The 11,939-nt window shown below is 53.3% G+C and carries 9 protein-coding genes; 3 read left to right on the forward strand and 6 right to left on the reverse strand.

Annotated features, from left to right (window positions below):
* Positions 1-17: 17 nt before the first annotated feature.
* Complete coding sequence (locus RIC05_RS00075) at positions 18-3,986, reverse strand: hybrid sensor histidine kinase/response regulator (protein WP_350047368.1); 3,969 nt, start codon at positions 3,984-3,986, stop codon at positions 18-20.
* 163 nt (positions 3,987-4,149) lie between these two features.
* Between RIC05_RS00075 and RIC05_RS00080 the strand changes: the two genes are divergently transcribed.
* Positions 4,150-4,542: a hypothetical protein gene (locus RIC05_RS00080; protein WP_350043511.1), complete on the forward strand. Its 393-nt coding sequence runs from the start codon at positions 4,150-4,152 to the stop codon at positions 4,540-4,542.
* 122 nt (positions 4,543-4,664) lie between these two features.
* Here RIC05_RS00080 and RIC05_RS00085 read toward each other — a convergent pair whose 3' ends face one another.
* Positions 4,665-5,147 (reverse strand): winged helix-turn-helix transcriptional regulator, encoded by a 483-nt coding sequence (locus RIC05_RS00085; protein WP_350047369.1) that lies wholly within the window; start codon positions 5,145-5,147, stop codon positions 4,665-4,667.
* Positions 5,148-5,255: 108 nt separating this feature from the next.
* On the opposite strand from RIC05_RS00085, the gene RIC05_RS00090 reads away from it, so the two are divergent.
* A complete protein-coding gene (locus RIC05_RS00090; RefSeq protein ID WP_350047370.1) occupies positions 5,256-5,915 on the forward strand; it encodes a glutathione S-transferase family protein in 660 nt (219 codons plus the stop codon).
* A gap of 100 nt (positions 5,916-6,015) precedes the next feature.
* On the opposite strand, the gene RIC05_RS00095 is transcribed toward RIC05_RS00090, so the two are convergent.
* The 3 genes from RIC05_RS00095 to RIC05_RS00105 all read right to left on the reverse strand — a co-directional run bounded on the left by RIC05_RS00095 (position 6,016) and on the right by RIC05_RS00105 (position 9,144).
* Complete coding sequence (locus RIC05_RS00095; RefSeq protein ID WP_350047371.1) at positions 6,016-7,110, reverse strand: TRAP transporter substrate-binding protein; 1,095 nt, start codon at positions 7,108-7,110, stop codon at positions 6,016-6,018.
* Positions 7,111-7,402: 292 nt separating this feature from the next.
* Positions 7,403-8,494 (reverse strand): TRAP transporter substrate-binding protein, encoded by a 1,092-nt coding sequence (locus tag RIC05_RS00100; RefSeq protein WP_350043507.1) that lies wholly within the window; start codon positions 8,492-8,494, stop codon positions 7,403-7,405.
* Between the two features lie 146 nt (positions 8,495-8,640).
* Positions 8,641-9,144 (reverse strand): hypothetical protein, encoded by a 504-nt coding sequence (locus RIC05_RS00105; RefSeq protein ID WP_350047372.1) that lies wholly within the window; start codon positions 9,142-9,144, stop codon positions 8,641-8,643.
* Between the two features lie 235 nt (positions 9,145-9,379).
* On the opposite strand from RIC05_RS00105, the gene RIC05_RS00110 reads away from it, so the two are divergent.
* Complete coding sequence (locus tag RIC05_RS00110; RefSeq protein WP_350047373.1) at positions 9,380-10,705, forward strand: protoglobin domain-containing protein; 1,326 nt, start codon at positions 9,380-9,382, stop codon at positions 10,703-10,705.
* Positions 10,706-10,942: 237 nt separating this feature from the next.
* Here RIC05_RS00110 and RIC05_RS00115 read toward each other — a convergent pair whose 3' ends face one another.
* A complete protein-coding gene (locus RIC05_RS00115) occupies positions 10,943-11,815 on the reverse strand; it encodes a helix-turn-helix transcriptional regulator (RefSeq protein WP_350047374.1) in 873 nt (290 codons plus the stop codon).
* Positions 11,816-11,939: the final 124 nt, after the last annotated feature.

Genomic DNA, 11,939 nt, shown 5'->3' on the forward strand with positions numbered 1-11,939 from the left:
CAGGACATCATACATAGTTATTCTGCTGCATCCGTGCCCAACCTGTTAAGCGCCCGCGTCATCAACGCCCGCAATTTCGCTGGCCTCAACGGCTTGTTCAGCAACGAGAAGCCCTGCTCCCGGATCAAATCAGCGGTTTCGGTGGAGCGGTCGGCGGTGATGATGACGCCCGGGACGTTAACGGCGTGAACATCGCGCAGGCGGGACAGGACTTCAAGGCCGGTCCGGCCGGAATCAAGGTGGTAATCGGCAAGGATGATGTCCGGGGAAAACGGCGATTTTCCGTCTTCGGGATTGGTCAGAAGGTTTTCGGCGAATGTGCCCGATTGTGCGGTTGCCACGACACATCCCCAGTTATCAAGCATGGCGCGCATGCCATCAAGGATGGTCGGTTCGTTATCAATGCACAGCACCCGTAAACCGCCCAATTCGCCGGCCATGCGGCGTTTGGGTTTCGGCGTGCTTTGCGTATCGGCAACGCCAAGCGGGACTTCAACGGAAAAGACCGTGCCACGACCGGGGCGCGATCGCACCGTGACCGGATGACCAAGCGATTTGCCCAGACGATCAACGATGGCAAGGCCAAGGCCAAGCCCCTTTACATCGGTGGTTTCCGGGCCTTCAAGACGGTGGAATTCGCGGAAGATGATTTTCAGTTTGTCTTCGGGGATGCCCGGCCCGCTATCCCAGACTTCGATATTAAGCTTATCACCGCGCACACGGCAGCCGACCACGGCCCCGCCCGTTCGGGTATAGCGCATGGCATTGGAAATGAAGTTTTGCAGGATACGGCGCAGAAGGCGCGAATCACTATGGACCCAAAGATCGCGCTTATGGACCTTGAAACTAAGATTGGCATTTTCAGCAATCGGGCCAAATTCGGTTTCAAGCGCACCCAGCACATCATTGATGGCAAAATCACGAATGGTGGGTTGCATCGCACCGGCATCAAGCTTGCAGATGTCCAACAGCTCGTTAAGCAGTTCTTCGACACCCTTAAGCGACAGATCAACCTTACCGACCAGATCCATCACATCTTCGGCCAAACCGTGCTTGCCGCCAAGTGCGACGGTAAACAGACGTGCTGCATTAAGCGGTTGCAGCAAATCGTGGCTGGCCGCAGCAAAGAAACGGGTTTTGGTATCATTCGCGGTTTCGGCCTGTTCCTTGGCAATCGACAGTTCGGAGTTCAGGACTTCCAGCGCGTGGGTTCGTTCCGTCACGCGGGCTTCAAGGCCTTCATTGGCTTCTTTCAGCGCCTGTTCGGCGGTTTTACGTTCGGTAATGTCGTGATAAATGCAGAAATAACCCAGAACTTCGCCGGTTTCATCAAAGTGCGGGATATAGGTGCCTTCGGCATAGCGGCCTTCGCGCACACCAAGCACCCCGCGTTCATCATTGCGGTTGCGCGTGATCGCCGGGAATTCGATTTCAAAGCTTTGACGATATCCCTTAAGCACCAGATCAATCATCGGGGCGAGATGGACAAAGCGTTCCTCGCCGACAGCCTCGCGCACCGCCATGCCGTGTGCCTCGACCCGTCTCAGGCCAAACATCTTTTCATACGGACGGTTGGTAAAGCGCAAACGCTGATTTTTATCGGCATAGGCAATCATGACCGGAATATTATCGGTGTAAATCCGGATGTTGCGTTCGCTTTCGCGCAGAGCTTCTTCGGTACGGACACGGGCGGTAATGTCGGCAATGGTCGCGACAAACCCGCCATCAGGCATCGGGTTGGTGCGAATTTCAAGCACCATGCCGTCTGATCTTTTGCGCTCATAGGTATGGGGCAAGCGGCGCATTTGCGGGGCGGCATTACGGCCCAGCAAAATATCGATATTGATCGCCCGCGTGCCGTTGATCCGGCAAATTTGCACCAGATCAGATAGCGGCAAGGTCACCTGAATGTCGTTGGTGGCAACGCCAAGCAGATCAATGAACCGATGGTTCCACGTCGCAAGGCGCAGGTTCTGGTCAAACACCCCGACCCCTTGCGAAATGTTTTCAAGGGTATTGAGCAAAAGATCGCGGTTGAACTTGATCGCCTCGGATGCTTCGTCGAGAAGTTCCATCGCATCGCGGCGCGACACGGCCTTATCGGGCAGCAACAATGCCATCACCACGCGCGATGATGCCGCCCCGACTGCCCCGGATAAGAGATGTTCGGTAAAGTTCGCGGCATCGACATCGGCCAGATCGGATCGTTTGGTCGGATTTTCGCGGTCTTGCAGGTAATTACGAAAGGCACGCTGCGCCCAATGTTTGCCAAGAAACCGCGCGGCCAGATCTTCAAGATCACCAAGGGTGACGCGGCCCGGCCACATGTCACTTCTGACCTTGGTGTTTTTGCGCCAGACATCGACAAAGACCTGTGCCTGTCGGCGCTGGGTAACACCCTGCACGCCCACGGCAGAGCCGACAAACATCAAGATAAAGTTCACACCAAGCGACCAGACCACCCCGTGGGTCAAGGTGTCTTCAATCCCGACGCCAAGCAGGGCCTGCGGGCGCAAAATGGCAATGCCAAACGGCCCGTCGGTGAGGATGGAGGCCGGAAGCAATTCGCCCTGAACAAATGCCGGCAGCAAAAGCGTGTAAACCCACAAGGCAAACCCGGATATCAGGCCAAGCCGAACCCCGGTGCGGTTGATGTTTTTAAGATAGATCGCAGCCAGAACTGCCGGACCAAATTGCGCCATGGCGGCAAAGGACAGCATGCCGATATCGGCCAGCGCATATTTTTCCGACAGAAACCGATAAAACCCGTAGGCCAGAAACAGCAGCACAATGATGGCGGCACGGCGGACTTTCAGCAAAACCTGGCTGACATCGCCCGACATGCGTTTTTGCAGTTTTTCCGACCGCAGCAAAAGCGGCATGACCAGATCGTTACAGACCATGGTCGAGACCGCGACACAGGACACAATCACCATGCCGGTACTGGCCGAAAGCCCGCCAATAAAGGCCAGCACCGCCAGCCAGTTTTGCCCGCCAAGCAGTGGCAGGGTCAGAACAAAGGTATCGGGGTTGACCGTCGGGTCATCGCCAAACATGAACAGACCGGCAATGGCAATCGGTACAACAAAGATATTGATTGCAATCAGATAGGCCGGGAACAGCCACCGCGCACTGACCAGATTACGGCTGTCGTCATTTTCAACAAAGGTGACATGGAACTGGCGCGGCAGGCAGAATATGGCAAAAGCCGCAAGCAAGGTTGCGATGAAGAAATGCGATGTCAGCCATGTATCGGGAATAAACAATTGCCGGACCATCGGATCGGCAAGCGCGCGCTGGTTCATATCGGCAAAGCCGTCAAACATGCCATAGACGACAAAGAACCCGACAAGCAAAAGGGCTGCGAGTTTGACCAGACTTTCAAACGCAACCGCAAGGATCAGGCCATCATGATGTTCGGATGCGTGGATATAACGCACCCCGAACAGGATGGCGAAAACCGCCATCAGGATCGTGACGTAAAATGCCGTATCCTTGGAAAAATGGCCTGCGGAATGGCGGACAACCTGTTCGCCCAACTCGCCAATCAGAACGTCAAAGGACAGTGACACGGCTTTTAGCTGAAGCGAGATGTAAGCCAACACCCCGACAACCGCGATCAGGGCAACAAGGGCGGCCAGACTTTGGCTTTTGCCATAGCGCGAGCCAAGGAAATCGGCAATCGATGTGATATTTTGTTGATGGCAAACGCGGGCGATTTTGGTCATGACGCCAAAACCGACAATCATCACCAAAATCGGACCGATATAAATCGGCAGGAACGCCCAGCCGCGTGTGGCGGCCGTCCCGACCGAGCCAAAGAACGTCCAGCTTGTGCAATAGACCGCCATCGAAAGGGCATAGATCGTTGGCTTAAGCTTTGATCCACGCCATTTTTCAGCATATTTGTCGCCATAATGGGCAATGGCGAACAACAGGCCGATATAGGTCATCGCAACAATAAAGATCAGTCCGCCCTGAAGCATCCGCGTATAGCCCTGTCTATAAGCTTTATTCTGGCCGCCAAATCAGGCGGTTACAATTATCTGTTATCGGGGACTATACCACGGCGGACATATTGTCTAAAACGACGCAAATCCAATTTTGGGTCAGGACCCTAAATTAAAACCTAAGGGAAGCGTGGTTCCAATGCCTTCTGATTACGGCTTTTACGCCGGTATTTTGCGATTTGTTGCCAAGAAAACCGAAACGGACGACCGCGAAATTCGCGTCATGATGGGGCATCTGGCCGGTATTTCGGACGCGATAGAGCAGTCCGGGCGGTTCATGGTCGAACGGGCCAACTGCGAAAGTGCTGCGCGCGCCTTTGCCGGGGTTGCCAAGTTCTTACAAGAACGCATCCTGCCCGAGGCGTTAAATGCCGGGAATGAAGCTGCGGTCGAACAGCTTAAATGGACGATTGAAACGTCCCTGGTTCTCGCAGCAGAACTGGTCAAACGGCCCGCGAATGAAGAACTTAAAGATCAGGACAAATTCACCTTTGATCTGCCAGCGAGCCCCAATGCACCGACTGTGCATTAAGCGCGCAGTAAGCAGCAGTAAACAGCCGTAAACATGCGATAAAATCCCGAAACGGGTTTAGTGATCAGGGTGCCTTGGCACCCTTTTCTTTTGTCTGATGATTGGCGGCCTTATTTGGCGGCCTAATCAGCAACCACGCGCAAATAGGCATCCTGCAACGCGCTCAAAACCGATATATTTGGGGCGGGCGTGCCAAGGTGGATGTGGCGCAGTTCATCCATAAAGCCCTGCCACATGGCCGGTCCGCCTTCTTCCAGCAACTGTGCCCTGATCGACAGTTCTTTTGATACCGGTGTGTGACGACGGCCCCATGCGCCCATCTGCACAAGAATCGGCACCAGTTCAATCGCAGCGCCGGTCAAACTATAGATTGATTTCTGGGCGTGGCTTGGATCGGGGTTTTTGGACAAAAGCCCCTCGGCGACAAGGCGTTTGAGGCGCGCGGAAAGAATGTTTGAAGCAATGCCTTCTTCGGAATTTCCCAACAATTCACGAAAATGGCGGCGATTGCCAAACATGACATCGCGAATGACGATCAGGCTCCATCGATCCCCCAATACTTCCAATGTCAGATTAATCGGGCATCCCGAACGGTGCTGATCCATGTCTCGCGTTCCTTTTTAAGTTCTGATTGCAAAATAGGATCAGTTTTGTCAGAATACAACCGGTTGCAAAACGCAATTGGTTTATGCAAGAAACGTCGGGAGGCTTTAATGCCCATCACATTCTATGGCCATCGCTTTTCCGCCTATTGTCAAAAGGCGCTGGTGGCCTTCTATGAACATGGCGTCGATTACACGCTGCGCGCCATTGATTTTGAAAACCCGGAAATCCTGGCCGAGTTTGAAGATGTCTGGCGCCTTAAGCGCATGCCAGCGATCATTGATGATGGCCGGACATTGGTGGAAAGCACGATCATTATTGAATATATCGATGTGCGCTATAATTCCGGTCATCATCTTATCCCGCAGGATCCCGAGATCGCGCTTGAAACCCGGTTCATGGACCGGTTCTTTGACAACTATGTTTCGACACCGCAAATGACGGTTGTCTTTGACGTTCTCCGCGAACAGCCGGACCGCGACCCATACGGGGTGAATAAGGCGATTGAGCTTCTTGAAACGTCATATGGCTGGTTGAACGACAAAATGGCATCGCGGCACTGGGCGGCGGGCGATGATTTCACCCTGGCCGATTGTGCCGCAGGTCCCGCCCTTTTTTATGCGCACTGGACCCACCCGATTGACCGTAAATACAGCCATCTTCATGCCTATCGCGATCGGCTGATGGACCGCCCGTCCTTTGCGCGCTGCATCGAAGAAGCCCGCCCCTATCGCCATCTTTTCCCGCTTGAGGTAGCCCATATGGATTAGGGCCAATCCAAATGCGCGAACCATCCCCCCAAAAAAACAAAGGCCGACACGCGAACGTGCCGGCCTTTGTCATTGGCGCAGTGCGTCATCCCGATCAGGGTTATGAATTGGCAAACACGTTTGCACGCTGGTTCAGCGCGGTTGCTTCGAATTCCTTGCCGTATGGCGCTGCCTTTTTGGCAAAGTCCATCAGGGATGCATAAATACGACCATTCAGATCGTTTTTACCGGCAATTTCTTCGACGGCTTCTTTGGCGGCACCGGCAAAGGCCGTGATCAGATCATCGTTGAAGTGACGGATCTCGGTCCCTTTGTTCAGGATCGCCTGATAGGACTGCACATTGTTGAATGTGAAATCTGCAAGCGTCTGATCAACATTGGCCTGTGCGGCAACCGCAACGATTTCCTGCAGGTCTTCTGGCAGTTCCGCCAGCTTGTCCTTGTTGATAAAGACTTCGATGCCTGAACCCGGTTCGGCGAATGCCGGGGTGTAGTAATATTTGGCAACCGATGCCAGACCGAATGCATAATCATTCCACGGACCAACCCACTCAGCCGCATCAATCGCACCTGACTGCAAGCTTGGCAGAATGTCGGCTGCTGCCAGAAGCGACGGGGTCGCCCCCAGACGGCGCATGGCTTCGCCACCGATACCGGCATAACGGACTTTCAGGCCCTGAAGGTCTTCAACAGAATTGATTTCCTTGTTGAACCAGCCACCGGCCTGAAGGCCGGTATTGCCTGCCAGGAACGGCTTGACGTTAAACTGTGCATACAGCTCGTCCCAAAGTTCCTGACCACCGCCAAAACGCAGCCAACCCGACAATTCCCAAGCCATCAGACCAAACGGAATGGTGGTAAAGAACGATACAGCCGGGTCTTTGCCAAACCAGTAATACGGGGTGGCGTGTGCCAGATCGGCAACACCCTGTTCGACCGCATCCATACATTCGAGGGCCGGAACCAGCTCACCTGCACCATAGACGGTGATTTTGAGGCGACCGCCCGACATTTTATTCACACGCTGCGCAAACAGTTCACCATTGGCACCAAGGCCCGGTGTGCCTTTTGGCCATGGCATAACCATGCGCCAATTGATGGTTTCATCGGCCTTAACGATGGATGGCGCAGCGGTCGTGGCCGCAAATGCGCCGGCGGCAACGGTGGCACCGCTTAAAAATTGACGACGTTTCATTGTGGGGCTTCCAATTCGATATTGGTAAATTTTTGCGTTAAAAAGTCACGATGGTAATTTCGTAACCAACTTTGAGATCAAAGTTACGTTTTTTGGCGCAGGCAACAATTCATGTTTGCGGGACGCTGCATCGCGCAGCCTGCATAACATCGACATTTCACTGCCAAACATTCACCCGTGGGTTACCGCAAGATCACCGGATGCAACGCAAAAAGGGACCGCCCGACGGCAGTCCCTTTTCATCAACCGAACCCATCAGGTCCGGCATATTGATCCGTTGGAATGGTTTTTCTTAGAAACCCCAGACCTTTGCACGGTGCAGAAGGCCGGTTGCTTCAAATTCCTTGCCATAACGCGCAGCCTTCTTGACCAGATCAAGATAGCTTGCGGCAATACGACCAGACAGATCATTCTGAGCGGCAATTTCATCAACGGCGGCTTTGGAATGTTCCGCCAGTGTCATGATGACTTCATCAGGGAACTGACGCACTTCAACGCCCTTGTCGATCAGCGGCTGATAGGACTGAAGGTTATTGAAGGTGAAGTCTGCAAGGGTGTTTTCCGCAATCGCCTGTGCGGCAAAACGAATGATCGCCTGCAGATCAGGGGTCAGGGAATCAAACTTTTCCTTGGAAACAAAAATCTCAAGACCCGGTCCAGGTTCGTGGAAAGCCGGGGTGTAGTAATATTTGGCAACCTGATACAGACCAAAGGCCAGATCGTTCCACGGGCCAACCCATTCAGCCGCATCAATCGCACCACTTTGCATGGATGGCATGATTTCGCCCGGTGGCATCATGGTAACGTTGGCACCGGCACGGCGCATGGCTTCGCCACCCAAACCGGCATAGCGCATTTTAAGGCCTTTGAGGTCATCAAGCGAATTGATTTCCTTGTTGAACCAGCCACCTGCCTGCATGCCGGAATTCCCGGCATAGAACGGAACAACGTTAAATTCGGAATAGGCTTCTTCCCAAAGCTTCTGACCATCACCAAAACGCAGCCAGCTTGAAAGCTCCCACGCGGTCAGGCCGAACGGAATGGTCGAGAAGAAATTAAGCGCCGGGTTTTTACCCTGCCAGTAATACGGGGTGCCGTGCGCCATTTCGACCACGCCCTGTTCGACCGCATCCATGCATTCGAACGGCGGGACAATCTCGCCACCACCAAAGACAGAGATGTTCAAGCGGCCCGCCGACATTTCCTTGACCATGGCAGCGAACTTTTCCGCATTGGTACCAAGACCCGGTGTGCCCTTTGGCCAGGGCATCACCATGCGCCAATTCAGGCTTTCCTGGGCTGAAACGATGGCCGGTGCTGCGACAGATGCGGCAACCGCACCAGCCCCGAGACCGGCACTTTTAAGGAACTGACGACGCTTCATTGGGATCCCCTATATTTTTCTGGTTTGGTGGTTTTTTGCGCAACCACGCCCTGCGGAGGGGGATTTTGGCGAAAAGGCCGGTCTGTTTCCACTGTTTTTGCCATATCGGGGAAAAAATATTTCCCCGACGTTACGGCATGTTGGCCTTAGCCAAGATAGCGATTGTAGTCCGCGACGAACTGTTCGACCGTTCCGGCCCCCAATGGCGTGTTATAATACTGCTTCCAGTAAGCTGCGAGCCCGTTGATATCATTTGCATCCGTTGGCATCGCAGCCGGGGCACGGTAATAGCGAATTCGGCATAAAGCCGTCGCATAGGCCAGATTGGTTGCCAATTGAGCCGCCTTATCAGGGCTTCCATCGGCCAAAGCTGGCTGAGCGGCCAAAAAACCATCGACTTTGGCCTTCAGTGCTGCACGGCCGGGATAATCAAGATAGTTCACATAGCAATCATTAAGGGTGGCGGGTTCCATCTGGAAAATGCCCATGGCCGGGCCACCGCCGACCTGTTCAATATAGTCCCCCAGATGACTTTCATGGGCCGCTGTCCCCATGATCAGGTTTTCGGCAACGTCTGGTGCCGCCAGATCCAGTGCTGCAAGCACGGGTTTGACGACCAAAGTTCTGAGCTGTCCGGCATTGATAGGCATAAGCCCCTCCATTCAATTCATGGTTTCAACACCGAGTCAGACGCTCCCGATCAGGGTTTGAGAAAAATAAGTCGCAAAAACACAGAAATCCTCGCACTTTCTGCCGTCCCCTGCCCTAACGAGCGCAAAAGCACATACCAACGTATAGTTTATTTAAGAAATCACAGCCCAACGTAAGGTTACAACACCTAGATCATTGTATCGTTTATAAACAGAACACCTTGGGGGACTTTGCATGCATCCGGAACTACGCCGCAGGCTTGAGTTCATTGGCTTTGACGAAGCCAAGGTCAAGCAGCTCAATCGCGCATGGCCGACAATCGAGAAGAACCTTGCACCTGTTCTTGACGAGTTTTACCGCAAAGTCATGGGCCGCCCGGAACTGGCAAAAATCATCGGGGACCCGTCCAATATCGAGCGCCTGAAAAATGCGCAGCGCAAACACTGGGCAAAACTGTTCGAAGGGACTTTCGATGACTCCTTCTATGACGATGTCCGACGCATCGGCAAAGCCCATGAACGCATTGGCCTGACGCCTGAATCCTATGTATCGGCCTATAATTACATGCTGGGCGAAATTGCCGCGATGCTGTTTAAAAACCACCACCGTGATCCACAGGTATCGTTGATGGTGGTGTCATCAATCAATGCCTTGCTGGTCGATGTGGAAATGGCCATTACGGTCTATTACGAAGAAACCCAGAACACCTATAATAACAAACTTGCCGATATGTCCCGCGAGTTCGAGGAAACCATCGGCACAGTGGTTTCTGCGGTCGCCAGTTCGGCAGACGATATGTCGCAGGCATCCAACACCCTGATTTCCAGCATGAGTGAAACCCAGGACGAAGTTCAACGCGCCCGTGGTGCGGCCGAAATTTCCGCCGACAATGCAACGACGGTTGCCGGTGCGGCCGAAGAACTTGATAGTTCCATCCGCGAGATTTCCAGTCAGGTGTCGCGCGCATCGACCATCTCGAACGAGGTCGAAGCATCGGTTAAACAAACATCGGATACGATCGAAACCCTGAGTGCTGCTGCGGATCAAATCGGCACCGTGGTTGATCTGATCGACAAGATCGCAAGCCAGACCAACCTTCTGGCCTTAAACGCAACAATCGAGGCTGCCCGTGCCGGTGAAGCCGGCAAAGGGTTTGCCGTCGTCGCAAGCGAAGTTAAAAACCTTGCCAATCAGACCGCCAAGGCAACCGGTGACATCACCGAACAGATTAATTCCGTACAGCAAAGTACCGGGGCGGCGGTCAATGCCATCCGTTCGGTTGCAAGCCAGATCAGCAACATCGTAGAATCCGTCACTGCAATCTCGGCAGCTGTTGAACAACAGGCCGCCGCAACAACAGAAATCAGCGGCAATATCAACGCGGTTTCTTCGGCCAATCTGGATGTGAACAGCAGCCTTGAAACCGTCAATGGAACGGCATCAAGAACAAGTGCTGTTGCATCCGAAGTGTTTGAAGTTTCCAAAACCCTGAAACAAAACTCGGAACGACTGCGGACAGATGTGGATGCCTTTGTCAGACGATTGACCGCACAATCCTGATTTCCCGATCATCATTCTTTGGGCGCAAGGGTAATGATCCTTGCGCCCTTTTCTGTGTAAGGGCGCGTTTTTGGGCGCGTGGTCTGGCGGGGGAATCTTCAGATCCGGGGTAAGCCTATTGCACCCTTCCCGATTGATCGCGTGAACAGCACGATCTCAGGACAGACATGGCGGCAGACGGCAAAGTAGATTGGCTCGCGATGATTCAATTTAATCATATAATAACATGAATCGATCCTAACGATCACGAGAATCCGACGGGGACATGCCAAAGACACGTTTAAAGGCCGTGGCAAAATTGGCAGGGCTTGAATATCCCGCCAGCCAGGCGGCCTGTCCAATCGTCAGACCATCTTTTTCCATGGCATCCCGCGCAGTGACAAGACGGGTTTCCCGGATAAAATCCTTAATTGTCGTACCATAAGCGTTTTTGAAAATACGCTGCAGGTTGGCAACACTCATTCCCAAAGACAGCGACAGAGTGGTCAGGTTCAAATCATCAAGGATATGATCAGTGATAAATTCACGAATTTCTTGTGCTTTAAAATACTGATCAATCGGATCTGGTTCTTTCTGGGTATTCTCCGTGATCGTTTCGGCCTGCAGGGCACCAAGTGCTTCGGCAAAAATCTCAAGACCACGGCTTTCAGAATAAAGATCCAGAAGCAGCGGGTCGTCTGTGTGCGGATAGATCAGTTGATTCGTCAGCGCCAGTATCCGCCGCGACGGCTGCCAAGAGCGCACGGAAATACCCGATTGAAAGAAATCGGCAATTGCACGATAGCGCGACGGTGATTTTTTCAACTTCTCGACAACCCAGTCCAACCGGGCCGAAATCATGACTTTGCTGATTTCGCTTCCTTTATGGATGTAGCGTCGCACCGTGGATGGCTGTGACACAGACCAGATAAAGCCAACCGGATGGTCGCGTGCGTCCAGATCGACCGGCACGCCATCGAACTCCGCCTGAACACGCCCCTTTAGAACAATGGCAACCTTGACCGCCGCCCCGACTTCATAATCGGCAACGGCGTCCTTCATCTCCATCGTATTGGAGGTATGAATATCAAGGTGTGACCGGGCATCGCTAAAGGACATTCGGCCGCTCATAAGCGACCCGTGTCCTGCCAATAGGCCCCCCATGCTTTTGACACGGGAGCCAAGTTCTTCCAATTCGTTCCTGGTAATAGAATCACGCCGTGTTATCGGCCGCTGCGCTGTTACCACCACAAAT

This window comes from Thalassospira sp., assembly GCF_040218635.1.
In the GTDB taxonomy this organism is placed as follows: Bacteria; Pseudomonadota; Alphaproteobacteria; order Rhodospirillales; family Thalassospiraceae; genus Thalassospira.

What these genes read in the sequence shown, in the direction of transcription:
- RIC05_RS00105 (WP_350047372.1), bottom strand. Translation starts at nt 9,144, where the DNA reads ATGCCTATCAATGCCGGACAGCTCAGAACTTTGGTCGTCAAACCCGTG.
- RIC05_RS00100 (WP_350043507.1), bottom strand. Translation starts at nt 8,494, where the DNA reads ATGAAGCGTCGTCAGTTCCTTAAAAGTGCCGGTCTCGGGGCTGGTGCG.
- RIC05_RS00080 (WP_350043511.1), top strand. Translation starts at nt 4,150, where the DNA reads ATGCCTTCTGATTACGGCTTTTACGCCGGTATTTTGCGATTTGTTGCC.
- RIC05_RS00110 (WP_350047373.1), top strand. Translation starts at nt 9,380, where the DNA reads ATGCATCCGGAACTACGCCGCAGGCTTGAGTTCATTGGCTTTGACGAA.
- RIC05_RS00115 (WP_350047374.1), bottom strand. Translation starts at nt 11,815, where the DNA reads ATGAGCGGCCGAATGTCCTTTAGCGATGCCCGGTCACACCTTGATATT.
- RIC05_RS00090 (WP_350047370.1), top strand. Translation starts at nt 5,256, where the DNA reads ATGCCCATCACATTCTATGGCCATCGCTTTTCCGCCTATTGTCAAAAG.
- RIC05_RS00095 (WP_350047371.1), bottom strand. Translation starts at nt 7,110, where the DNA reads ATGAAACGTCGTCAATTTTTAAGCGGTGCCACCGTTGCCGCCGGCGCA.
- RIC05_RS00085 (WP_350047369.1), bottom strand. Translation starts at nt 5,147, where the DNA reads ATGGATCAGCACCGTTCGGGATGCCCGATTAATCTGACATTGGAAGTA.
- RIC05_RS00075 (WP_350047368.1), bottom strand. Translation starts at nt 3,986, where the DNA reads ATGCTTCAGGGCGGACTGATCTTTATTGTTGCGATGACCTATATCGGC.